General features: G+C 53.9%; 18 protein-coding genes. 12 read left to right on the top strand and 6 right to left on the bottom strand.

The genetic code is table 11. The features are described from left to right. Entirely contained in the window at window positions 1-756 is a 756-nt protein-coding gene (locus ABD949_RS03345; RefSeq protein ID WP_345240537.1) for a LytR/AlgR family response regulator transcription factor, read from the top strand. Window positions 757-906: 150 nt separating this feature from the next. Here ABD949_RS03345 and ABD949_RS03340 read toward each other — a convergent pair whose 3' ends face one another. Continuing rightward, the gene (locus tag ABD949_RS03340; RefSeq protein WP_345240536.1) at window positions 907-1,443 is read right to left on the bottom strand and encodes a T9SS type A sorting domain-containing protein; all 537 of its coding nucleotides are present in this window, start codon (window positions 1,441-1,443) and stop codon (window positions 907-909) included. Window positions 1,444-2,214: 771 nt separating this feature from the next. Between ABD949_RS03340 and ABD949_RS03335 the strand changes: the two genes are divergently transcribed. Beyond that, window positions 2,215-2,700, top strand: a complete 486-nt coding sequence (locus tag ABD949_RS03335; protein ID WP_345240534.1) for a GAF domain-containing protein — start codon at window positions 2,215-2,217, stop codon at window positions 2,698-2,700. Between the two features lie 95 nt (window positions 2,701-2,795). On the opposite strand, the gene mnmC2 is transcribed toward ABD949_RS03335, so the two are convergent. After that, the gene (mnmC2, locus tag ABD949_RS03330) at window positions 2,796-3,473 is read right to left on the bottom strand and encodes a tRNA (5-methylaminomethyl-2-thiouridine)(34)-methyltransferase MnmC2 (RefSeq protein WP_345240533.1); all 678 of its coding nucleotides are present in this window, start codon (window positions 3,471-3,473) and stop codon (window positions 2,796-2,798) included. Window positions 3,474-3,517: 44 nt separating this feature from the next. Between mnmC2 and ABD949_RS03325 the strand changes: the two genes are divergently transcribed. Then, entirely contained in the window at window positions 3,518-3,991 is a 474-nt protein-coding gene (locus ABD949_RS03325) for a DUF4293 domain-containing protein (RefSeq protein WP_345240532.1), read from the top strand. An 86-nt stretch (window positions 3,992-4,077) separates the two neighbouring features. On the opposite strand, the gene ABD949_RS03320 is transcribed toward ABD949_RS03325, so the two are convergent. Then, window positions 4,078-5,049 (bottom strand): KpsF/GutQ family sugar-phosphate isomerase, encoded by a 972-nt coding sequence (locus ABD949_RS03320; protein WP_345240529.1) that lies wholly within the window; start codon window positions 5,047-5,049, stop codon window positions 4,078-4,080. Between the two features lie 105 nt (window positions 5,050-5,154). Between ABD949_RS03320 and recQ the strand changes: the two genes are divergently transcribed. The 5 genes from recQ (at window position 5,155) to nagB (ending at window position 12,584) form a co-directional block, all read left to right on the top strand. After that, window positions 5,155-7,362: a DNA helicase RecQ gene (recQ, locus tag ABD949_RS03315; RefSeq protein WP_345240527.1), complete on the top strand. Its 2,208-nt coding sequence runs from the start codon at window positions 5,155-5,157 to the stop codon at window positions 7,360-7,362. Further along, window positions 7,362-8,651 (top strand): phosphoribosylamine--glycine ligase, encoded by a 1,290-nt coding sequence (gene purD / locus ABD949_RS03310; RefSeq protein ID WP_345240525.1) that lies wholly within the window; start codon window positions 7,362-7,364, stop codon window positions 8,649-8,651. The genes recQ and purD overlap by 1 nt, the downstream gene beginning before the upstream one ends. Before the next feature lie 215 nt (window positions 8,652-8,866). Then, window positions 8,867-9,952, top strand: coding sequence for a PSP1 domain-containing protein (locus ABD949_RS03305; RefSeq protein WP_345240523.1), 1,086 nt, complete (start codon window positions 8,867-8,869; stop codon window positions 9,950-9,952). Window positions 9,953-10,029: 77 nt separating this feature from the next. Then, window positions 10,030-10,509, top strand: coding sequence for a gliding motility lipoprotein GldH (locus tag ABD949_RS03300; protein ID WP_345240521.1), 480 nt, complete (start codon window positions 10,030-10,032; stop codon window positions 10,507-10,509). Window positions 10,510-10,610: 101 nt separating this feature from the next. Further along, on the top strand, window positions 10,611-12,584 hold the full coding sequence (gene nagB, locus ABD949_RS03295) for a glucosamine-6-phosphate deaminase (protein WP_345240519.1): 1,974 nt from the start codon (window positions 10,611-10,613) through the stop codon (window positions 12,582-12,584). A gap of 50 nt (window positions 12,585-12,634) precedes the next feature. Here nagB and ABD949_RS03290 read toward each other — a convergent pair whose 3' ends face one another. Further along, entirely contained in the window at window positions 12,635-13,699 is a 1,065-nt protein-coding gene (locus tag ABD949_RS03290; protein WP_345240517.1) for a nucleoside hydrolase, read from the bottom strand. A 90-nt stretch (window positions 13,700-13,789) separates the two neighbouring features. On the opposite strand from ABD949_RS03290, the gene ABD949_RS03285 reads away from it, so the two are divergent. The 3 genes from ABD949_RS03285 (at window position 13,790) to ABD949_RS03275 (ending at window position 19,260) form a co-directional block, all read left to right on the top strand. Continuing rightward, window positions 13,790-14,977, top strand: a complete 1,188-nt coding sequence (locus ABD949_RS03285) for an acyltransferase family protein (protein WP_425576720.1) — start codon at window positions 13,790-13,792, stop codon at window positions 14,975-14,977. 97 nt (window positions 14,978-15,074) lie between these two features. Beyond that, window positions 15,075-17,936 (top strand): M16 family metallopeptidase, encoded by a 2,862-nt coding sequence (locus ABD949_RS03280; RefSeq protein WP_345240516.1) that lies wholly within the window; start codon window positions 15,075-15,077, stop codon window positions 17,934-17,936. A 331-nt stretch (window positions 17,937-18,267) separates the two neighbouring features. Further along, window positions 18,268-19,260, top strand: a complete 993-nt coding sequence (locus ABD949_RS03275; protein ID WP_345240514.1) for a c-type cytochrome — start codon at window positions 18,268-18,270, stop codon at window positions 19,258-19,260. Between the two features lie 30 nt (window positions 19,261-19,290). Here ABD949_RS03275 and ABD949_RS03270 read toward each other — a convergent pair whose 3' ends face one another. Continuing rightward, a complete protein-coding gene (locus tag ABD949_RS03270) occupies window positions 19,291-21,045 on the bottom strand; it encodes a hypothetical protein (protein ID WP_345240513.1) in 1,755 nt (584 codons plus the stop codon). A 141-nt stretch (window positions 21,046-21,186) separates the two neighbouring features. Between ABD949_RS03270 and ABD949_RS03265 the strand changes: the two genes are divergently transcribed. Next, window positions 21,187-22,236, top strand: coding sequence for a 2Fe-2S iron-sulfur cluster-binding protein (locus ABD949_RS03265; RefSeq protein WP_345240511.1), 1,050 nt, complete (start codon window positions 21,187-21,189; stop codon window positions 22,234-22,236). Here the strand turns inward: ABD949_RS03265 and ABD949_RS03260 are convergent. After that, entirely contained in the window at window positions 22,200-25,415 is a 3,216-nt protein-coding gene (locus ABD949_RS03260; RefSeq protein ID WP_345240509.1) for a sensor histidine kinase, read from the bottom strand. The two genes, ABD949_RS03265 and ABD949_RS03260, sit on opposite strands and share 37 nt — an antisense overlap. Between the last annotated feature and the right edge of the window lie 26 nt (window positions 25,416-25,441).

The following is a 25,441-nucleotide window of genomic DNA, read 5'->3' as shown; positions in this document are numbered from 1 at the left end:
ATGAACGTTATCATCATTGAAGACGAAGACCTGACCGCCGACCGGCTCCGGGGTCTGCTGCGGAAATACGACCCCGAGATCAATGTGCTGGCGCAGTTACCGTCGGTGCAGGACACGGTGCAGTGGCTGAAAACCCATAAGGAGCCGGACCTGATTTTTATGGATATTCACCTGGAGGATGACCTGTGCTTCCGGATTTTCGAGCAAGTCTCCCTGTCGGTGCCGGTCATCTTTACCACGGCCTTTGACGAATACATGATCAAAGCCTTTCGGGTCAATAGTATTGACTACCTGCTGAAGCCGGTCAGCTTTGAGGGACTGTCGGCGGCCATGCAGAAGTACCAGTCCATGAAGCGGCAGTTTTCGCAGACCGACCTGGATGCGCTGCGGCAGGTAATTGGCCGGCCGCAGCAGGAGTACAAAAGCCGGTTCCTGATTACCGTCGGTACCCGGCTGCGTACCATTGAAACGTCGGAGGTAGCGTATTTCTACAGCGAGGAGAAGATTACGTTTCTGGTGACGAAAGACAACCAGCGGCTACCCATTGATTATAGCCTGGACAAACTGACGAGTATGCTGAATCCGGCTGACTTCTTCCGGGCCAACCGCCAGTTCCTGATCGCCATGTCGTGCATCAGAAACATTCATACGTACTCCAGCAGCAAGCTAAAGCTCGAACTCCAGCCCGACCCGCGCGAAGAGGTATTTATCAGTAAGGAAAAGGTAAGCACCTTCAAAGACTGGCTGGATGCGTAAGCCGGCCTGAGCTCCCGCTCGTCCGCGTTTGTAACGCGAGACGGGCGAGAAGTGCGTTTGTAACGCACGGCGTTGGACGTCAAAATCGCATTACAAATGCGAACCTCGCCCGACTCGCGTTACAAACGCGGACGAGCAGGCCCCGGCCGTTTACTGGGCGAAAAACTTCAGCCGCTTTAGGCCGGTTTCGGAATCAATGGAGATCAGGTAAACACCCGGCACCAGCGGAGACGCCGGCCGGATCACCCACTCGGTATCGGCGAGGTGAATGGCCTGGGCCGACACGGGCTGACCGGAGAGGTTGTGCAGCTTCATGCCTTTGGCGTCAATGGCGTTGAGCAGCACCCGAATATCACCATTCTCCGCTGACTGATAGGCCAGCATAGCTTCCTGATCGGCATTGACCACGACCGAGATAACTTTAGAAAGGTCGGTGGTACCGTCTTTGTCAATCTGCCGCAGGCGGTAGTAGTTGGCGCCGGGGAAAGGATGCTTATCAACAAAGGTGTACCGGTTACGGTTTTCGGTATCACCCACTGACTTTACAGGATCGCCCACCGGAATAAACTCTTTTAAATCCCGACTGCGCTCCACCACAAACCGGTCGGCATTACGTTCCCAGGCCGTTTCCCAGAAAAGCTGAACCGAGTTGCCAAAGGCTTTGCCACTGAAGTGGGTGAGTTCCACGGGAAGAACTACAGTAGAGCAGTCAGGCCGTCTAGCTGCTGTGTAAAAAGCATAACCATTAATTACATTGGAACCATTCCAAGGCGCACGATAAGTCTCATCACATATAGTTCCTGTTCCGATAATAAGTTCTGAATTAGCACTGCCACTAATTAATTCTCCACCTGGAGCAACTTCTACATATGAGTTATTATCTTTTAATATTAAGTCCGTATTTTGATTCCAAGCAAGTTTTGCACTTCCGTTTACTACTATTCTAACTTGTCCATTAATGGTTACATCTTTATCAATCTCAACCCAACCGGTGTTTATAATTATAGTTCCAACAAAATCCAAACCTGGAGGTGGGGCACTACCAAGTGAACCGCTGGGGCCTGAACAACTCCAAGCATCTCTATTAGACCATAGAACAGGGTTTTGTTTTTCAGTTCCACCAGTTTGAAGAATACAGGTTGCTTGACTATATCCTCTCATGCTACTACTCAAAAGCAGAGTAAATAGTATCAACTTGATATATAAAAAGTAATTATTTCTCATATTCAAAATTTCCGTTTGTACGCCTACCTGATCTATAAATATAATAGCCCGTCCTAATACTTTTTTAATAAAGCAAAATAAAACAATAAACGGATACCTTTCCTAATCCATCATAAGTTTTTTGTATCCGGTTCGGGTTGGGTCAATGGGCACAATTTAGCGGCTATTTTTGTTACCGGATGGTTAGCACAGCCCCGCGTTCACGGGCAGCATCACTTTAGTCTATTGTAACCTATGGCAGAAACGCTCATTCTCCCTCAAACTACCAACCGCAGAGAGATTTACGAAACCTTATTACCCCAGATTGCTGCTCTCATTGAAGGCGAAACCGACCTGACGGCCAATCTGGCCAACATTACGGCGGCTCTCAAGGAAGCGTTCGGGTTTTTCTGGGTAGGTTTTTACCTCAAAAAAGAAGGGCAACTGGTGCTGGGGCCGTTTCAGGGACCCATTGCCTGCACCCGTATCAACTTCGATAAGGGCGTTTGTGGCGCTGCCTACACCCGCAGGGAAACCATTCTGGTACCCGATGTCGAGCAGTTCCCCGGCCATATCGCCTGTAGTTCCCTGTCCAAATCAGAAGTGGTTGTACCCATCTTCGATCGCAACGGCGAGGTAGCGATGGTGCTGGACGTAGACAGCGACAAGCTCAACGACTTCAGCGAGGTTGATGTGGCTGGGCTGGAGCGGGTGGCGAGGCTGGTTACTGCTTTCCTGTAATCTGGTGAGATTTGCAAAATATCTGAATGATTGAATGTTAGAATGATTGAATAATCGGCACACTCAACAATTCTATTATTCAATCATTCAACAGGTCACTTAAGCACCGCCCGCAGCACCTCCCGCTTCCTCGCCGGGCCGGGGTGTTTCTCAACGGAAAATCCGGCTGCTTTCAGGTTGCGTTGCACATAGCCTTTCGAGCAGTAGGTGACCAGCAGGCCGCCGGGGCGTAGCAGGGCGGCTATTTGTTTGAAGATGTCCTCCGTCCACAATTCCGGCTGGGCTTCGGGCGCAAAGGCATCGTAATAGACCAGGTGAAAGCGACCGGGTAGGGTGTCGCCGGTGGCTATATCCTGCAGGAGGCCCTGCCGTTTGGTGAGCGTAAAGTAAGAGTGAATCTCCGTCAGCCCGTCCCAGGGTGCTTCGTGTAGTAGCGAGAGGTAATTAGTGCCCAGCAGGGTGTCAAAATTAAGTTGCTGCGCGTCGGCCATCGGCAGCGGGTAAGCCTCCACGGCGGTGTAGAATACGGGTCGCTGCCGGGTTCCGGCTTCGCGGGCGGTGAGCAGGGCGTTCAGGCCGGTGCCGAAGCCCATTTCAAAGACGAACAGATCGTCGTCGAACCGCCGGAACGCTTCCTCCAGCCCCAGTTCAATAAACACCCGCTGCGATTCCTGCCACGCGCCAAAAATGGAGTGGTAATGCTGCGCAAACACCGGATGGTACACCGAATGCGACCCATCGGCCGTGACCACGATTCGACTGTCTGTTTTCATATTCCTCGCTTTTGGGTTATCTTCGCACCCGAAAACAGCTTACCATGATTCAACGCATTCAAACCATATTTTTGTTTCTGATTGTGCTCGCAATGGGCGCATTTTTGTCGTTTCCCATCTGGGATAAGGTTGGCACCCGCTCCACCGAAACCGCGCAGTTAAGCGCTCTGCAGTACTCCTACCAGCAGGGTATCACCACCTACATTACCCCGATGTGGTACCTGGCCGGTTTGGCCGGGCTCGTTGCCGTCATTGCCCTGATTGCCATCTTCCGGTACCGCAACCGCCTGCAACAGATGGGGCTCTGCGCTGTCAACGCCCTCCTGATGACCGGTATGATGGCCATTGTGCTGTACACCACGCTCTACAAGGGCAAGACCTATGGCCTGACCGAGGACCAGGGCAATTACCACACCGGTTTCTACGCCCTCATTGCGGCCCTGATCTTCAATATGCTCGCCAACCGCTTCATCCGCCGGGATGAGAAGCTGGTAAGGGATTCCGATCGGTTCCGGTAGGAATGGTTGAATGATTGAGTGATTGAATTATAGAATGATTGAATGAGTTGCCGCGCTTATATTCAATCATTCAATCACTCATCAATTCAAACCAGCCCCTCCTTCAGCAAATCGTGCAGATGCACAAACCCCTTTATCCGTCGTTCATCGGCCACAATTAACTGGGTGATGTTACGCTCCTGCATGATCTGTAAGGCCGTGACGGCATAGTCGTCGGGACAGACGCAAACGGGGGAGGGCGTCATGATGTCGTGGGCGCAGAGGTGGGCGTACTGCTCGTGCTGGTTCAGCATCCGGCGCAGGTCGCCGTCGGTAATGATGCCCGCCAGTAAATTTTCCTCATCAACTACGGCGGTCGCGCCCAGCCGTTTGGAGGTCATTTCCAGGATAACTTCGTGTATAGTCGCCCGTGCAGGAACCTGTGGCACTTGGTTGTGCGGGTAAATATCGCTAACTTTCAGGTACAGCTTTTTGCCGAGGGAGCCACCGGGGTGGTATCGGGCAAAGTCCTGACGGGTAAACCCACGGGCTTCGAGCAGGCTTACGGCCAGGGCATCGCCCAGCGCCAGTGCTACGGTGGTGCTGGTGGTAGGAGCCAGGTTCAGCGGGTCGGCTTCACGTTCGCAGTAGCCATGCAGCACAAAGTCGGCGTGCCGGGCCAGGTAGGAGCTGGTATCGCTGACCAGCGCGATGAGCCGGACACCGGCGCGACGTAGTAGCGGTAATAACACCTTGATCTCTGCGGTATTACCACTCTTGGAAAGGCAGATGACCACATCGTCGGTCTGGATCATGCCGAGGTCGCCGTGGATAGCGTCGGCTGCGTGCATAAACAGGGCCGGGGTGCCGGTGGAGTTGAGCGTCGCCACGATTTTCTGGCCGATCAGCGCACTTTTGCCGACGCCGGTAACGACGACCCGGCCGGTCGTTTTCAGGATGGCTTCGACACAGGCGTCGAACTGTTCATCGATCAGGTCGACGGCGGCCCGGATGGCTTCCGCTTCGGCCATCATTACCTGGCGGGCAATTAACTGAGGATTTTTTTTTATTACTTTCAACGGAGAATTCGCTTTGGCGAAAGGTTTGCGTTGTAAATTCGCTAACTTTAATTTAGCAAAGATACAGTCAACAGAGATTTTAGTAACCTTCTGTACGAATATAGAATGATGCAGGTAGACCAAGTGGTACACGTTACCCTGAAGGAGCGGCTAAAAGAAATTTTTGGGTATAGTCAGTTCAGAGGAGATCAGGAAGCCATTATCAATAGTATTCTGGCCAGTCGGAACACCTTTGTTATTATGCCGACAGGGGCCGGTAAGTCCCTTTGTTATCAGTTGCCGGCGCTGGTAACCCACGGTACGGCCGTGGTGATTTCGCCCCTGATTGCCCTGATGAAAAATCAGGTAGATCAGCTCAATGCCTTTGGTATCAATGCCCAGTTCCTGAACTCGACATTGACCAAGGCCGAGATGAACAAGGTGAAAAAAGACACCCTGAACGGCACGCTGAAGCTGCTGTACATTGCGCCCGAATCGCTGACCAAAGAGGAAAACCTTGATTTTCTGAAGCGGGCGAACATTTCGTTCGTGGCCATCGACGAGGCCCACTGTATCTCGGAATGGGGGCACGACTTCCGGCCGGAGTACCGCAAAATCCGGGGTATTGTCGACAACATTGGTGACCTGCCCGTCATTGCGCTGACGGCCACGGCCACGCCGAAAGTACAGCAGGATATTCAGAAGAACCTGCAGATGGAGAACGCCGACATCTTCAAGACGTCGTTCAACCGGAAGAATCTGTACTATGAGGTAAAGCCGAAGATCGACGCCAAAAAGCAGCTCATTAAGTACATCAAGAACAACAAGGGCAAATCGGGGATTGTGTACTGCCTGAGCCGGAAGACGGTGGAGGAGATCGCCGAAGTGCTCAATGTCAACGATATTAAGGCTCTGCCGTACCATGCCGGTCTGGACCCCGCTACCCGGATGGCCAACCAGGATGCGTTCCTGAACGAAGAGGCCGACGTGATCGTGGCCACCATTGCTTTCGGGATGGGGATCGATAAGCCGGATGTGCGGTTTGTGATCCACTATGACGCGCCGAAGTCGCTGGAAGGCTACTATCAGGAAACCGGCCGGGCCGGCCGCGACGGACTGGAGGGCAACTGTATCATGTTCTACAGCTACGACGATATTGTCAAGTTGGAGAAATTCAACAAAGATAAGTCGGTTACGGAGCGGGATAACGCCAGACACCTGCTCACCGAAATGGTGTCGTACGCCAACCTGGGTACGTGCCGGCGCCGGCAGTTGCTGAGTTATTTCGGCGAGTACATGGAGAAGGACTGCGGGTTCTGCGACAACTGCCTTAAACCGACCGAACGGTTTAAGGTGCAGGATGAAGTGGTCCTGGCCTTGCGGGCGGTAGAGCAAACCGACGAACGCTTCGATGCCAGCCATATTGCCGATCTGCTGACCGCCACCGACAATCAGTACGTTACCAGCTATGAGCACAACAAACTGGATGTATACGGTAAAGGCCGCGAATACAACGAGAGCGTCGATTACTGGTGTTCGGTACTTCGCCAGTTAACGATACTGGGCTACATTGATAAGGATGTCGACAACTATGGGGTGTTGAAGGTTTCCGAAAAAGGCAAACGCTATATCGAAGACCCGTACCCGGTAACGCTGTCGAAAGACCACAATTACGACCAGCAGATTGCCGATGGTGAAGAAGAAGGCGATAAGGATATGGCCCCGACCACGGGCAGCGCCTACGACGAAGAACTGCTGGGTCTGCTGAAAGCGCTGCGGAAAAAGGTAGCTAAGGAAAAAGGACTGCCACCGTACGTTATTTTCCAGGACCCGTCGCTGGAAGAAATGGCGACCACCTACCCCTGCACCCGTGAAGAGATGGCTCAGATCAACGGGGTGGGCATGGGTAAGGTGCAGAAATTCGGCCGGCCGTTCATCGACCTGATCTCCAAATACGTTGAGGAAAACGATATCGAAACGGCGAAAGACGTCGTTGTTAAATCAACTGTTAATAAGTCGAAGGTCAAGATTTACATCATCCAGCAGATCGACCGGAAAGTCGATCTGGAGGAAATTGCCGAGTCGAAAGACCTGTCGATGGACGATCTGGTCGAAGAAATCGAGCATATCTGTTACTCCGGTACCCGCCTGAATCTGGATTATTACATCAATCAGATCATGGACGGCGACCGGCAGGATGAGATTTACGATTATTTCATGTCGGCCGAAACCGACAATATTGCCGTAGCCATGCGCGAGTTCGGCGGTGACGATTTCACCGAGCAGGAACTGCGCCTGATGCGGATCAAATTCTTATCGGAAGTAGCGAATTAATGAACATACTCGTATTGGGTTCGGGGGGCAGAGAACATGCCTTTGCGTGGAAACTGGCTCAGAGTCCGCTTTGTGATAGCTTGTTTGTGGCGCCGGGTAATGCCGGTACGGCGCAGGTCGCCACCAATCTGCCAATCGGCTACAATGATTTTGATGGCATAGCCGGTGCTATTCGCCGGTATCAGATTGATCTGCTGCTCGTTGGCCCGGAAGAACCGCTGGTCAAAGGGGTGGTGAATTACCTCCGTAGTCAGCCCGATCTGAGCGCCCTGCGCATTATTGGCCCCGATCAGCAGGGCGCGCAACTGGAGGGCAGCAAAGACTTCTCCAAGCAATTCATGGTCAGGTACGGTATCCCGACGGCCTCGTCGCAGACGTTCACGGCCGACACCCTGGCTAAAGGATTGGCGTACCTGGAGAGCCACTCACTGCCGGTTGTCCTGAAAGCAGATGGACTCGCGGCCGGCAAAGGGGTAATCATTGCCAACACCGTTCAGGAGGCCAGGGACACGCTGCGCGATATGCTGACGGCGCAGAAATTCGGCGAAGCCGGTAACAAGGTGGTTATCGAGCAGTTTTTACGAGGAATCGAGTTATCTGTTTTTGTGCTGACCGATGGCGTCAATTACAAAATCCTGCCCGAGGCTAAAGACTACAAGCGCATCGGCGAAGAGGATACGGGGCCTAATACCGGGGGGATGGGCGCGGTTTCGCCGGTAACGTTTGCTAACAGAAAATACCTGCAAAAAGTAGAAGACAAGGTCGTCAAGCCCACGCTGCTGGGCCTGCAGCAGGAAGGCATCCGGTATCAGGGCTTCATCTTTATTGGCCTGATGAACGTGAAAGACGAACCCGTCGTTATTGAGTATAATGCCCGGATGGGTGACCCCGAAACGGAAGTGGTGCTGCCGCGTATCCAGAATGATCTGGTGGAACTGCTGACCGCCACCGCCGATGGTGAACTCGACAGAGTAGAGCTACAGGTATCGCCCCAGACCGCCGTCACGACGGTGCTGGTGTCGGGTGGTTACCCGGACGCCTACGAGAAGGGCAAAGTGATTACGGAATTGGACAAGCTGGAGCAGGTAACCGCCTTCCATGCCGGTACAGCCCCCGGCCCCAATGGCCATGTGCTGACCAATGGCGGGCGCGTACTGGCCCTTACCGCTTTGACTAACTCCCTGGAAAACGCCGTTCGGAAGTCGCAGGAAGCGGCCCGGACGGTGCAATTTGATGGTAAGTATTACCGGAAAGATATCGGGCTTGACCTGATCCGGTATCAGGACTAGTTTGACGTTTGTAGTTTGAACAGGGCCGCCCGGCTGTCCGAGGTGAGCGTTTTTGCTTAAGAGCCTTTCAACTTCAAACCTCAAACTTTAAACTAAACAGAAACATGGCTTGCAAATCCTGTACGACTGGTGGATGCGGAACCCGGACAGCCAGTAACGGCACGGCAACAGCCGGCTGTGGCAGCGGGGGATGCGGGACCGGCGGATGCAACAAAATGAATACGTTCGACTGGCTGAGTCACATGGATGTTCCGGTGGCACAGCGGTTCGACGTGGTGGAAGTGAAATTTAAAGGTGGCCGGAAAGAATATTACCGGAACGTCCACCAACTGAACCTGACGACCGGCGACTTTGTGGTGGTCGAGATGCAGTCAGGGTACCATATGGGTTCAGTGTCCATGCAGGGCGAACTGGTGCGGTTGCAGCTTCGGAAGAAGAACCTCCAGGCCACCGACGACATGAAGGTAATTCACCGGATTGCGACGCCTAAAGACCTGGAAAAGCATGAGCAGACCATCGCCCGCGACCTGCCAACGATGTACCGGGCTAGGGAGATCGTCAGGGATCTGAACCTGAACATGAAACTGTCGGATGTGGAATACCAGTCTGACAACACGAAGGCGACGTTTTACTACTCGTCGGAAGAGCGCGTTGATTTCCGGGAACTGATCAAGCTGCTGGCGGCTGAGTTTAAGATCCGCGTGGAGATGCGGCAGATCAGTCTGCGGCAGGAGGCCGGTCGGCTCGGGGGTATCGGATCCTGCGGCCGCGAACTGTGCTGCTCGACCTGGCTGACGGATTTTAAGAACATTACAACGTCGGCAGCCCGGTACCAGAACCTGTCGCTGAATCCGGCCAAACTGTCGGGGCAGTGCGGTCGGTTGAAGTGCTGCCTGAACTACGAGCTGGAGACCTACATTGATGCGCTGCGGGATATACCGACGGTTGAAAAGCCGTTGCAGACGCAGAAAGGAAATGCCTATCTCCAGAAAACCGACATTTTCCGTAAGATTATGTGGTTTGGATACAGCACGGAAAGTACCTGGCACCCACTGCCGATTACGCGTGTGCTGGAAATTATCGAACTCAACAAGCGCGGAGTCGTTCCGGAGTCGTTCGAGGTGCTGACACCCGTTGCGGAAAAGAAAGAGCCGGTTGGACTGGCCGCCCTCAACAGCGACCTGGACCGTCTGGATAAGAAGTACGCGGCTGCCAAGCCGAAAAAGAAAAAGAAGAAGTCGAAAGGAAAAGCCGCCGGGCCAGCCAATGGAACGCCGGCCGCTCAACCGGCCAAAGGGTAATAACAGAAACCGCCATGTCTTTCGAAGGGATGGCGGTTTTTTGTAGAGTCCTTGTAATTTTGCAGAAAGATACGTGTATGAAAACGAAGGGACTCTGGCTGGTCGTGCTGCTGGCACTGACAGGGTGCGACAAGAATACAGTTTACAAAGAGTATGCTGACATTAAGGGTGGACAGTGGTATGTAAAAGAGACCCCCTCGTTTACCTTTACCATTACGGATACGGCCCAGGCCTACAATATCTACTACAATCTGCGCAACAGCATTTCGTACCCTTATTACAACCTGTATCTGACGCGTTACCTGACCGATGCCAGCGGTACGCTGATCGAGTCGCGGCTGGATGAACTGATTCTGATGGACCCAAAAACGGGCAAACCCCGGGGCGATGGCTTAGGCGATATCTTTGATCATAAAGTGTTGATCAAGCGAAACTACCGGTTTCCGCATTCGGGAGACTATACCATGCGTATCAGTCAGTATATGCGGCAGAACCCGTTGCCCGATGTGCTGAGCGTTGGTATTACGATTGAAAAAGCCACGGCGGCTCCGGAGTAGGTCCTTTTCATTGCCCTTACGCTGAGATTTCATATAAACGCTGCGGTAGGTTACCTGAAAATTCTCAACTTTACTATATACATCATTTTCCGCCTTATCTCATGACTACTGAACCTTCCCGGTTGGACAGCCCTGTTTCGGAGGGACTGACCAACCGCGTAGCTGGCGAACCGGTACAGGCCGCCATTACGTATGAAAAAATACCAACACACATCTACGCTGATGCCAAAGATGCGTCCCGCGCTGTAGCCCGTGAAATTGCCGATCTGATCCGGGAAAAGCAGGGGGCGGGTAAACCCTGTGTGCTGGGTCTGGCGACCGGCTCTTCACCGAAAACCGTATACGCCGAACTGGTACGGATGCACCGCGAAGAGGGCCTGAGTTTTCGCAACGTAGTTACCTTTAACCTGGACGAATACTACCCGATGGAACCGGACTCGCTGCAGAGCTATGTCCTGTTTATGAAGGAGCAGTTGTTCGACCATGTCGATATTCCGGAGGGAAATTACAATTTACCGGACGGCACCGTCCGGCCTGAAAAAGTGGCCGATTTCTGCCGTGCCTACGAATCCAAAATTGAGTCGTATGGCGGGCTGGATTTTCAGCTGCTGGGTATTGGGGGTAATGGTCATATCGGTTTCAACGAACCGGGTTCGCTGATCAATTCGCATACCCGCCTGATGATGCTTGACCACTCTACGCGGGCGGCCGCGTCGATGGATTTTGGCAGCCTCGCCCGTACACCCCGCAAGGCGATTACAATGGGGGTAGCCTCTATTCTGGCGGCCCGGCGCGTAGTGCTGCTGGCATGGGGTGAGCGCAAAGCACCAGTTATCCGGAGCGCTGTGGAAGGTACCGTAACCGAACATAATCCGGCATCGTACCTGCAAACCCACCCGAATGCGCTGTTTGTCATTGATGAAGCCGCAGCCTCGGAACTGACCCGGATGAAAACGCCGTGGCTGGTCGACCAGGTGGTGTGGGACAACAAGATGATCAAGAAGGCGGTAACCCACCTGTCGCTGACGCTGGGTAAACCGATCCTGAAACTAACCGACCGCGACTACAACGACAACGGGGTAAGTGACCTGCTGGCGCAGTATGGCCAGGCCTACGACATCAACATCGACGTCTTCAACCAGCTGCAGCACACCATCACCGGCTGGCCGGGCGGTAAGCCGAACGCCGACGATACCAACCGGCCGGAGCGGGCCTTGCCGGCGCAGAAGCGCTGCCTGATTTTCAGTCCGCACCCCGACGACGACATTATCTCAATGGGCGGGACCTTCCAGCGCGTGGTCGATCAGGGTCATGAGGTACACGTTGCCTATCAAACTTCTGGGAACATCGCCGTAGCCGACGATGAAGCGCTGCGCTTCGCCGATTATGTGGTCGATTTCAACGAGAAATTTGGGATTGACAGCCCCGAGGCCAACCGGATTTTCCGGGATGCAGCTGCGTTCCTGCGTACCAAAAAGGACAGTGAGATGGATACGGCCGATGTGCGGTACATCAAAGGACTGATTCGGAAGGGTGAGGCAAAATCGACCTGCCGTTTTGTAGGCATTCCGGTGGAGAACGCGCACTTCCTCAATATGCCGTTCTATGAGACCGGTAAGGTAGAGAAGAAGCCTCTGAGTGAGGACGACATTAAGGTGGTGATGAATCTGATTGAGGAGGTAAAACCGCACCAGATCTATGCCGCCGGTGACCTGGCCGATCCGCACGGTACCCATAAAGTCTGCCTGGACGCCATCATTGAAGCCGTTCGTCGTCTCAAACATAAGAACTTCATGAAAGACTGCTGGGTATGGCTGTACCGGGGCGCCTGGGCGGAGTGGGATATTCACGAGATCGAAATGGCCGTGCCGATGTCGCCTGACCAGGTGATGCGTAAGCGGCTGGGTATCTTCAAGCACCAGTCGCAGAAAGACGGTGTCGTGTACCAGGGTACCGATTCCCGCGAGTTCTGGCAACGGGCCGAAGAGCGCAACCGGGCTACCGCCGGCCTTTACAATCGCCTGGGTCTCGCTGAGTATGAAGCCATGGAGGCCTTTGTGCGGTGGAAATTCTAGGTAACCGTTTATACATGCTATGAGGAAAGGCCCGATACCAATCGGGCCTTTTACTTAACAGTAAGAACAGGAATTATAGCAGGCTGGAAATTACCTTTTAGCGATTGCAGCATGAGCTCTTTATAGGCGGGTTGTACGCCATAACAGTAGGTGACTTTTCGGATTGATGCATACTGGTAAGAAGCCTGCAGGAAAGGTTTCCGGTGGTGAATGAGCCGATGGAGTTTCCAATCATCAGGCAACTGCTCGATGCTAACCGGAATATCGTTGAAATAAAGAAGGTAGCCGGGGTCTGTCAGCCACGCGGCTGTTACCGCATCAAAAGGAATAAAGCCTTTACGGGAGCCCAGTGCTATTTTCCACAGCTTCTGCCATTGTCTTAACTGCTGGTACAGCCATCGATCTGTTTGATCTGAACTTTCCTGCAGAAAATGAATGTCCTGGTTATCTACGTAAATAGTTGAAGAAGCTTCATAACCAGCAAGAACAAGGGGTATTTGGGTATTTAAAATTAGTTGAAAAGCTTTTGGGTCGCGTTCGAAATTAATGTCGGGGAGATTGATTCTGCCCTTGGCCGGGTTAAGAAGCCGGCCCGGTTGCCGGCCTCCGCAGAACACTATTTCCTTAATTTGATACTGGAGCTCCGGATAGAGCATTAAGACAGTAGCTATATTGGTAGCCGACCCCAAAATAAGTATGGAAAGCTGCTCTTTTCGTAGCGCTTCGGCTAGTGCTTTTATGGCATCGGTTTCTTTTCCCAGCAATTTGCTGCTGGTTGCTCCTTTGTAGATGGGGATGGTTTTACCGCATCGTTGTAAAAGCTTTTCGGTGATCCGGTAGCCATGGTTAATATTCAGGACGAAGCTTATTCCCCTGATAGCCACCTTATCTGATCGTACGGCCTGGATAATAGCCAGCCCATCGTCGACATCACGGCCGAAACGCCCGAGGTGTATATCGGTATCGATCCAGATAGCTGCCGGCTGAGCAGTAGCTAGTCCAGGTAAGAGGAGCAGAGCCACCACCGCTGCTATCAAAAAAATTTTCATACGGTAAGCGGAAGGATGATAACAAGGTACGCGTAAACGCAATTGAGACAGATAACTTTTGAGCATTCGGTAAACGGGTAAGCACGTGAGGACATCAATAGCGGATGTCAGACTTTTTGCCAGAAAAGAGTAGCTTTGATTTTTCGCTGCAAAACTATGCCACAAACCGTTGGATATGGTTCGTCAGCCGCTGACGCGTCAGCGGCTTCGGTGGCCGATAAACGTCATGCCACCCGGCTGCTGTCGCTGGATGTTTTTCGGGGCATTACGGTGGCCGGGATGATTCTGGTGAACAACCCCGGTGACTGGGGCCATGTCTATGCTCCCCTGCTGCATGCCCCCTGGCATGGCTGGACGCCTACAGACCTCATCTTCCCCTTCTTTCTTTTTATCGTGGGCGTGTCCATTACGTATGCACTGGGCGGTCCGATAGGTCAGCAGAAAGGCGTTGCCGGCAAGATCCTCCGACGGAGCCTGGTGCTGTTTGGACTGGGGTTGTTTCTGAACCTGTTTCCAAAGTTCGACTTTGCTACTTTCCGTATACCGGGCGTATTGCAGCGGATCGCGCTGGTATACCTGGCCTGCTCTTTGATTTACCTGCGCACCAGTACCCGCGCCCAAAGCCGGCTGATAGTAATTCTGCTTATTGCCTACTGGCTGCTGCTAACTGTAGTTCCCGTGCCGGGCGTGGGCTATGCCAATATGGAGCCGACCACTAATCTGGGGGCCTGGCTTGACCGGACACTGCTGGAGGGCCACTTGTGGGCCAGTGCCAAAGTCTGGGACCCGGAAGGGCTGCTGAGTACCTTACCCGCTATTGCTACCGGGCTGTCGGGCGTATTGGTGGGTACGCTGCTGCGGTCAGATCGGCCCGAAGCCGATAAGGTAGCCTGGCTGTTTGCCGCCGGATGCCTGTCGGTGGTAAGTGGAGTCATCTGGGACAGCTTCTTTCCCATTAACAAGGCGCTGTGGACGAGTTCCTTTGTGCTGCTAACCGCCGGGCTGGCTATGCTGGGCCTGGCGCTCTGCTACTGGTTTATTGATGTGCAGGTCCGGACAAGCCCCGGCTATCGGCGGTGGACAACGCCTTTTGTGGCCTTTGGGGTAAATGCCATTACTGTCTTCTTTCTATCAGGACTGATCCCCCGCATCCTGAATATGATTCGGGTAACCCGGCCCGATGGTACGGAGGTGGGCGCCAGGGAGTGGATGTACCAAACCTTTTTTGTGCCGTATTTCACTAGTCCTTACAATGCGTCGCTGGCCGGGGCCGTTACCTTTATTCTGATCTGGGTGGTAATTCTGTGGTGGATGTACGCCAAAAAAATAATCATCAAGGTCTAGTTTTTAGTTGTGTATTGGTCAGGCGTCCGTGCCAACGCAGACCCCTCGCCCGGCGGTGCCTGAGCAGCAAATACATTCACTGTGCTTTGTTTCTCCTATGTATACACTTGTCAGAACCACACTCGCAGCTCTGTGGCTGACTACTACGCTGGTAGTAGCGCAGCCTACAACAAAAGCCAGGAAAGCGCCGACTAAAGCGGTTGCTTCGACCCGGTCACCGGCCGACCTGAAACGGCCCATACCCTTTGATCCGAATGTCAAGGTCGGCAAATTGCCCAACGGCCTGACGTACTATATCCGTAAAAATGAGGAGCCGAAGAACCGGGCCGAATTGCGGCTGGTGGTCAAGGCTGGTTCGGTGCTGGAAGAAAATAACCAGCAGGGCCTGGCGCACTTTATGGAGCATATGGCGTTCAACGGCACCAAAAACTTTCCTAAAAATGAGCTGGTCAGTTTTCTGCAATCGTCCGGTGTGCGCTTCGGTGCCGACCTGAACGCCTATACCAGCTTCGACGAAACGGTGTATCAACTGCCCGTGCCGACCGATAACCCCGAGTTGTTTGAGCGGGCGTTCCAGATTCTGGAAGACTGGGCGCATAATGCTACCCTCGATCCGGCTGAGATTGATAAGGAGCGGGGCGTTGTGCTGGAAGAATGGCGGTCGGGCCGGGGCGCAGCGCAGCGGATGCGGGAGAAGTATTTTCCCTATATCCTGAATAATTCCCGTTACGCCGACCGACTCCCCATTGGGAAAGAAGAGGTACTGCGTACCTTCAAAAAAGAGGATCTGGAGAGTTTTTATCAGACATGGTACCGGCCAGACCTGATGGGCGTGATGGCTGTGGGTGATTTTGACATAGCCAAAGTAGAGAGCCAGATCCGGGAGAAATTTGGCCGAATACCCAAGGCAACCAACCCGAAGCCCCGTCAGACCTTTACCATACCCGCCCACCCGGATACCAAAGTGGTGATTGTGACCGATGAGGAGCAGCCCAACACAGTTGTCCAATTGATTTATAAGCGGCCGGAGATCAAAGAAACCACCCTAAATGACCTGCGGGAGAGCATCAAACGGAGTTTGTTCAACATTATGCTGGGTAACCGCATTCAGGAACTGACGCAGCGGGCCGATCCGCCGTTTCTGGGTGGGTACAGCAACTACAGCAGTTTTATCGGTAATCTGGATGCGTTTACCTCCATTGCCGTAGCCAAAGGGGATAATGTCGAGCGGGCAATCCAGAGCCTGCTGGACGAAACCGCCCGCGTGCGTAAATTTGGCTATACGCCTACCGAGCTGGAGCGTGCCAAGCGTGACCTGGTATCGGGCGCTGAGCAGGCCTATAATGAGCGGAACAAAACCCGGTCGGCGGCCTATGTGAACCAGTACGTTCAGCATTTTCTGAAGAATGATCCGGTGACGGGCGTCGATTTCTATTACAACTTTCTGAAGAGTACCATCGACGGTGTTAAACTGGACGAGGTGAACCAGTTGGTGAACCAGTTTATTGCGCCCGAGAACCGGGCCGTAGTCATTATGGCCCCGGATAAGAACAAGAATAAACTGCCGACTGTTGATCAGGTACTCGGCTGGATCAACAACGCGGGGCAGAACATTACCGCTTACGTAGACCAGACGCTGGATAGTCCCTTACTACGCGTACAGCCGACGGCGAAGCCCATTGCCGGGGAGAAGAAAATTCCGGAAGTTGGGGTAACCGAGTGGCGGCTGCAGAACGGCGTCCGGGTGGTGCTGAAACCGACTACTTTCAAGAACGATCAGATCCTGTTTACCGGCACCAGCTTCGGGGGTACCTCCCTGTACGACCAGAAGGATTTTGAATCGGCCCGCTTTGCTTCCACGGTAACTACCCTCGGTGGCACGGGCGATTACAACCAGATTCAATTAGGTAAATACCTGTCGGGTAAATCGCTTTCGGTAAACCCATACATCGGTGAATTGCAGGAGGGCATCAGCGGCAGCGCGGCTCCCAAAGATCTGGAAACGGCCCTGCAGTTGATGTACAGTTATTTTACCCAACCCCGAAAGGATGCCGAGGTGGTGCAGGGTTTTCTGTCGAACCAGAAGAGTTTTCTGGAGAACCAGATTGCTACGCCGACGCCGGCCAAGGTATTTCAGGATACGGTACAGACTGTGCTGGGGGGAGGTCACCCGCGCCGGCTGCCGCTGCGGCCCGAACAACTCGACCGTGTTAACCTGGACCGGTCCATCGACATCTACCGCGAACGCTTTGCCGATGCCGGCGATTTTACCTTTGTTTTTGTCGGCAACTTTAAGGAACTCGACATTAAGCCGCTGATCGAAAAATACTTGGGCGGCTTACCCGCCAGTAACCGACAGGAGCGGTATCGTGATTTGGGCATCCGGATTCCGGCGGGTCAGATTTCCAAAACCGTTTACAAAGGGGTAGACCCGAAAAGTACAGTTCGGCTGGTGTTCAGCGGTGATTTTAACTGGACCCCGGAAACCACGACGCAGATTGACGCCTTGGCCGAAGTGCTGGAGATCAAACTGATCGAAAAACTTCGGGAAGAGGAAAGCAGCGTCTACGGGGTGGGGGTCAACGGGTCGTATGCCAAATATCCGGCCGAGCGGTACACCTTTCAGGTTGCGTTTGGCTGCGCTCCCGAGAATGTAGAGAAGCTGATTAGCAAGACCCTGGAAGAAATCAATAACCTGAAACAGCGCGGGGCCGATCCGAAAGACATTGACAAGTTCAAAGCCGAAACCCAGCGAGAGACGGAGGTACAGCTCAAAGACAATAACTTCTGGCTCAGCTACCTGTCGAGTCAGTACTACAACGGCGATGACCCCAAAGAGATCCTGTCTGAGGAGGAACGCCTGAAACAGGTAACGGTAGAAAGCACCAAAGCAGCTGCGAACCGGTATTTCGGGAAGAACTTTATCCGCCTGGTGCTGATGCCGGAGAAGAAAGAGTAGGCAGTGCTCCGTTGGCAGCAGTACAATTTTTAGCCGTTGGCAGAACCGAATGGGAGACGCCAGCGGCTTTTTGCTGCCGGGGTAGTTGCCTGATCAGACATACGCTAGGTATTTAGGCGACCCGTTGGAAATTTAATGGGGAGTGTCTTGCAAATTGTATTTAAACAAGTAAATTTAGTCTTGTCCCGGTAGTTGTGTTAGCCGCGTAATTTGTAGCGTAAATCAGTAAGCAGTGAGTAGTATGTAGTTAGTCCAGTTGGTACCAGTGTTTGGCAGTTGATGCGACTTCCCGGTCAGTTAGTCAGTATTTACTCGTAACCCGTGTGTCCATATGAGAAAACTCTACAAAATCCTGGGAATTGTTGTGCTGATTGTTGTTGTTGCGGCCGGTGGTGGACTGGCATACCTGCGATTTGTGTTGCCCAATGTTGATCCGGCTCCGGATCTGACCGTTAAGATTACCCCCGAACGGGTTGCCCGCGGCAAATACCTGGCCCATAATGTGATGAGTTGTATGGATTGTCACTCGGCCAAAGATGACAAAGCTTTTCTGCATCCGGTAAAAGGCCCCCTGGGCGCTGGTGCTAAAATGCACGAAGCGGCATTTCCTCCTAACTCGGCCTTCCCAAATATTACGCCAACCGGTGTGGGCGACTGGACCGATGGTGAACTGTTTCGGGCTATTACCTCCGGAGTGCGTAAAGACGGCTCGGCCTTGTTTCCCATGATGCCGTATGATGCCTATGGGCAGGCTGACCCCGAAGATATAAAGTCGGTCATTGCCTACCTGCGTACGCTGCCTCCGGCCGGTGAGGTGTATAAGAGACCTCAGTGGGAGTTTCCTATGAGCCTGCTGATTAATACCTTTCCCACACAGGCCAGGTTCACGAAAAAGCCGGACCCGTCAAATGAACTGGCCCATGGGCGCTACCTGATTACGGTGGCAGGCTGCACCCACTGCCATGTGCAGCGTGACGAAAAAGGTGCACCGGTAGCGGGTACGGAGTTTACCGGCGGAATGCCGTTCAAACAGGCAACTGGGGGCGTTGCTTTTTCCGCTAACATTACGCCCGACCCCGAAACGGGTATTGGCCGGTGGACCCGGCAGCAGTTTATCGATCGGTTCGCCCATGCGGTATACGATGCCGAGAAGAAAATGGCTGTTGCCGAGAATCAGTTTAACACCACAATGCCCTGGGCATTTTACAGCGGTATGACCGACGAAGACCTGGGGGCCATGTACACGTATCTGATGAGCCTGCGGCCGGTAGCCCATAAGGTGGATAAATTTGTGGTGGATGATCACCCCGTGGCGTTGAAGTAAACTAAAAGGTGGGCCTGAAACCCACCTTTTTTAATTGGTATCTACGGTGACCGTTGCTTTGCCCTGGGCAATGCCGCTCCCGCACGAACTGCTGAGGGTGGTAATCTGGTATTCGGTGGTACTGGTCGGGCTGACTGTCAGAATGTATGGGTTAATAAACGTTCCGCTAACTTTCGTGCCGTCTGACAGACTAAACGACCAGGGCGGCAGACCATTTTTGAACTGCACCCGGACCCTGGCTGTCTGGCCGGGCCGGATGGCTGCCTCGCCCATGACGAGTGCCTGTCCGGTATTGGGAGCCAGTACGGTTAGTGTCGTTTCGGTGCCATTGACGGCCGGGGTGGTCGAAATGACTCTGAGCCGGACGGTGCTGATGGTATCGCGCACAAAGGCCGGATTGATTATGGCTTTCAGTACCCCGTCTTTATACGTGGTCGCCAGGCTGACAAACCGGCCGGTGGAGTCGGCCGCCTGTACAATCCACTTATTGCTGGCGTAAAAACGGCCGGAGGAGGTGAAGGGTACGGTAATTTCGCTGCCGTAGCAAATCGTCCGGCTGCTCAGGTTGCCGGTGGTGATCGTCGACAGCGGCACATTGACCCGCACAAAGGCCTGACCGCTGTATTCGCCAACGCCACAGGTTCCACCCGCCGAGGTGATGCTGTAGGCGGTGGCGTTGGCGGGTGTTACCCGTACCTTATGGGGCGTTTTAGTGATCCCATTTTCGTACGTCCCATCCGACAGCAGCGCAAACCATGGACCGGTGCCTGTGAAGTCAATAGTCAGATCGGTGCTTTTACCGTCTTCGATCCGAATCGAATCGGGCCGCAGAACAGCGGTGGCAGGGGTAGATACCGTCACCGTGGCCGTACTGCTGGCCAGCGTAGGGTAAGTAGAGGCTACCCTGATCCGGTACGTTTTGCCGGGGGTAATCCCATACGGCAGTCGGGTGACGATGGGGCTGCCAAGTGCCTGGCCGGGCAGGTTAATCCAGCTTCCGTTTTCGCCTTCCAGCTGCGCCACAAACTCGTTGCCGGGGTGGTAGCGACCGGTGGCCGTAAACGCTAACTGGAACGGAGTACCCGTGCATGCTTTATAGCCCCCGGTTGGTGTCTTCAGAGCCAGTACTGGTGCTGGATCTTCGCTGACGTTGACAATAACTTCCCCGGTTGCCGTGCCCGCCGTACAGGTATTTTTTACGGCAAGGATTTTGTAGGCGGTAGGCGCGCTGGGGGTTACCGTCATCTCATAAGGCGTCTGCACGATGTTGGATACCTCCGTGCTGTCCGACAGCCGAAACGACCAGGGACCGGCTCCGCTTAGCACAACCTGGAGCGTGGTCGACTGGCCCGGCATAATGGTTGTCGACGTACCCCCGTCGGGCAGTTCGATACGGGCGGCCGGTGGCGGTAAAATCCGTAGGGGATGTAATGAGCCGTTGACGATTGGACTGGTGGCCGTAACCCGGATCTGATAGCGGTGACCAGGTGCTTTATCGGCAGGTATGGTTACAATGAGCGGATTGGCGCGGGCCGGTTCGTTCAGGTTGATAAAATTGTTGTCGGCATCGACCAGTTGAACCACAAATCCATTGTCTGCATTGAAGGTCCCGCTGGTGGTGTAGCCCACAGAAATCATGGTGCCGGGGCATACCGCCAGTTTAGAGAGCCCCGCCGTCTGAATGGCTGGTTGTACCGGACGGATGGTGTCCGGACGCGTGGTGTCCGGCTGGAACGGGTAACGGGATTTTGCGGCCCGATACGGGTCAGGAAAGGTTCCGGCCAAAAATAGGCACAGTATTCCGGCAACAAAGGCCAATGGCAGGAGGTTGGTAAACTGTCTCATGTAAACAATCAGGCCACACGTATCATCATTCAACCGCTTCGGCGTTCCGATAATGAGCTTCACGCAAAATTAAGAAACCTGATGAACCAAGATTTCTTACCCCTGCGGGTTATTGAAATAATTCCTGAAACACCTGACGCAAAAAGTTTTCGGCTGGAGCCTGTCGATGGGTCAACACCTCCCTACCGGGCCGGTCAGTTTCTTACCTTTATCCTGAACCGCGCCGGCCACGAGGTGCGCCGGTCGTATTCGCTTAGTTCGGCCCCTGGCGTTGATCCGTATTGGCAGGTGACCATCAAGCGGGTAGCCAACGGTGAAATCTCCCGCTATCTGCTCAATCATCTATACGTTGGCGATGTCCTGACCACACTTCCGCCGGCCGGACGCTTTACGATCGCTACCGATCCGGCTCTCCGGCGCGATATCATTCTGCTGGGAGCCGGCAGCGGTATTTCACCGTTATTTGGACTGCTCAAACAAGTGTTGCGTGAAGAGCCGCAAAGCTATATTACCCTGCTGTACAGTAATACCCGGGAGTCCAGCATCATTTTCAATCAAGAACTAAAAGAGCTGCAACAACAGTATCCGGAGCGTTTCCGGCTGTGGAACCTGCTCAGTCAGCCGTCAGACCACTGGACTGGTATGCGGGGACGGCTCAACAATACGCGACTGGAGCAGCTGCTGCCCGATCTGATTCAGATTGATCGCCACACATGCCTGTTTTACGTGTGCGGTCCTTTCGATTACATGCGGATGGTGCAGTTTACGTTCCTCTTCAGCGGCTTCCGGCCCGAGCAGATCCGACGCGAAAACTTCGTCATTGAACCGGTTACCCTGGCTCCTCCGCCAGCGCTGAGCCGCGACCACCAGATTCTGCTGCGGTACCGGGGACAGGAGTATGCTATTGATGTGCCGGCCTACAAGAATATTCTGCAGGCTGCGCTGAATCACGGCCTTACGCTGCCGTACAGCTGCCGGGGTGGGCGTTGCTCGTCGTGCGCGGCCCGCTGCCGGAGCGGGCGGGTGTACATGACCATCAACGATGTGCTGACGGAGCGCGACCTGGCTGATGGCTGGGTACTGACCTGCACCGGCTATCCCGAGAGCGAAGGGGTATTTATTGATGTGTGAGTAGGCTGATCGTGCTGGGGATTCCAGGGCAGTTCAATGGTAACGTGGGTGCCGGGAACCGGCCGACCCGCATCTGGCCGTCCGGGCTCAGGACGGACAGCTTCGTTGCTGGTGTGCCAGGTAATGCGTCCGCCGATAATCGCCACCCGGCTTTCGATGTTACCGATCCCGAGCCCTTGCCGGGCGTGCTGATAGTCGAAACCGACGCCGTTATCCTGGTAGTCTAAAACCAGCCGGTTATCAACCGCCGAGAAGAAGATGTCGATCCGGCTGGCGTTGGCGTGTTTAAGGGTATTGTTGATCAGTTCCTGCGTAATGCGGTACAACATCAGTTCAATCTCGGTTGGTAACCGGTCGGGCGCTTCGTTTAGCGTCAGGTGAGCCTGCACCTCTTCGGTCGAGTTAATTCGGCTAAGGAGTTCTTCCATAGCGGCCACGTAGCCGTATTGTTCGAGGGTCCGTGGATTAAGCTTCCGCAGCAGGTTTCGCACGTCGCTGATGGTATCATTGATCAGCGCAAACATGTTTTCCCGGATCGACCGGGTTTCGTCATTGTCGGTGATGTGCTGGCCCATCTGGGAAATATAGAGCTTCAGGGTAGCCAGGCGGGTGCCGATTTCATCGTGCAGGTCTCGGGCAATATCTTTTTTTACCTGCTCCTGAATGCTATAGGCGAGTCTGATGCGCTCCGCCTGCTGCTCCCGAATGGCCTTTTCCCGTCTGCGAATCAAGGCATAAACCCCTAAGCCGATTAAGAACGCCATGAGCAGCCAAAACGCAATAGAACGCCACCAGGGCTGCCGGATGGTAATAACCAGCTCTCGGACGTCATCACTCCACAAATTGTCTTTGTTAGCCGCTTTTACTTTGAACGTGTAGGTATCGGGCGGCAGGTTGGCGTAGCGCACGTAATTTTTTCCGTCGGCCTCAACCCAGCGTTTGTCGTAGCCTTCCAGTTGGTACATATATTGATTGCGGCCGTTGCTGATGTAGTCGATAGCCGCAAATTCCAGCGACAGGGTATTCTGGTCGTGGTCCAGGGTAATCGACGACATTTCGCCAACGTACGTCTCGTCATTCGTTTCCTGCCGGTACGGCCTCTCGTTTACTTTCAGGTCGTAAATATGGACCGAGGGTTTAAAGGTACTGCTGCGGTAGCGCTCCGGCCGGAAGCGGTTGAATCCGTTGACACCCCCGAAAAACAGCTCCCCGTCGGCCGTACGCATAAACGCATTGCCGTTGAATTCGTAGCCCTGTAGCCCGTCGGACAGATCGAAGTTCTTGAACGATTCAGTTTGGGGGTTAAACCGCGAGATGCCCCGGTTGGTGCTCACCCAGAGATTTTGTTTAGCGTCTGGCAGTATGCTGTAGAGGAACGTGTTGGCCAGGCGATCGGTATACAGGTTTATCTGGGGTCTCTGCTGCTTCTGCTCCTGGCTTATCTTGGCCAGTCCACGGTCGGTAGCCAGCCAGAGGGCCTGTCGGGCTGTGTCGTTGTACATATGCAGCACCGTATAGCCGGTTAGCTCATGGAGCAGCACCGGCCAGGGGGTAGCCGGAGTATCGCCCGGCGCTGGTAACCGAAACGAGTACACCCCCTGCAACTGCGTACCTACCCAAAGCCGGCTGGCTTCGGGAATAAACAGCAGGCTAAAAATATTGACCCCGCGCAGCGCCGGAAGGATCTGCCATGTCCGGGTTGGTATATCCAGTTGATACAAGCCCTCCTCGGTGGCCGTAATCAGCGTATTGGGATCAATGCTGACGATGTTCCGCACGTAATTAATGGACACCAGGCTTTCGTTTTTGTCGGGAAAGCTATACGTGTCAAATGTTTGGGTTGCCGGATTGAATCGCAGTACGCCATAGTTTGTGCCGACCCAGATGCGGCCCTGAGGGTCGCGATAGAGGCATTTGACAGGCTGGTCTTTCGGGAGCAATTTTGGTCCCTTTTCGTGCAGGTATCGCCGGATGATGCGGTTGGTCCGGCGGTCCAGTACATTAATACCTGTTTCAGTGCCGATCCAGACAAGCCCACCCGGTTCTTCTTCGACCATCCCTCTGACTGTATACCCGGCGAGTTGCTGCCCATCGGTCAGATCGTTGGAATAGGCTCTTTTGGCAATACCCCCCAGCATAAATGGCTCCGACACGATTTTGGCGATACCGTTCGGATCAATGTTCGCCCAGACAATGTCGCGGTCGTCAACGTATATCTTTTTGATGGAAAAATCAATCAGACGCGCAGCGCCGTCGGTCAGATTAACGACCTGACCAAACTGACGGGTATTTTTGGTAAAGTACAGGACCCCGTCTCTCTGGGTTCCGAGCCACAGCCGTCCCCGCTTGTCTTCGGCAATGCTCTGCACCGGGCTTAGCTGCCGACTCCCGTCGGATGCCCGGTCAAAAACCTGAACTTGCAGGCTGCGGTAATCAAACCGGATGAGGCCAATGTCGGTACCCAGCCAGACGATGTTCTGGGCGTCGATATGAAACGCAAATACGGCCCGTGCATTACCGGCCTGATTGTCGGGCTGGTCGCTGAAATACCGGTAAATTCTGTTTTCCCTGATGTTGTAACGGATCAGACCTTTGGGCGCGTGGAGCCAGACATCGCCCGCGGCCGTCCGCAGCGTCGAGCTTTGCATATCATACTCGTGCGGGGGTGTCAGCGACTGTTGCAGACGTTTCCTTTTTCCGGTCCGGACGTCAAACGAGACCAGTCCTTCGCGATCGCTCAGGTAGAGCAGTTCGCGCTGGCTGACGTAGAAGGGCAGGGTCCGGTTAGGCAGTGGTTTGCCGTCTTGTCTGAGGTAATGAAAGCTGGTGAAGTTGTCACTATGGCGATTGTACCGGTTCAGGCCTTCTTCGGTACCAATCCAAAGGCTTCCCGTCGAATCTTCGACAATCCCGAATACATTATTTCCCCAGATACTGCCGGCTACCTGCTGGTTAGGCCGGTATGTCCGAAAATGATGGCCGTCGTAGCGGTTGAGACCGTCCTGAGTGCCGAACCACAGGAACCCCCGGCTATCCTTCAGCATATAGTATACCGAACCCTGCGTCAGACCATGGTTTACCCCAATGTGATCTACCCGAAACGGCTGCGCCCCTACCTGATACATCCCCAGGTATAACGCCAACAGGCCAAAAAGAAGCCGGTAATGGAAAGACCGCATCGTGATGAGGGAGCAAAAGGTGTTCT

Source organism: Nibrella saemangeumensis (assembly GCF_039541915.1).
Classification (GTDB): Bacteria; Bacteroidota; Bacteroidia; order Cytophagales; family Spirosomataceae; genus Nibrella; species Nibrella saemangeumensis.
This window is presented reverse-complemented; position numbering and strand designations above follow the sequence as displayed.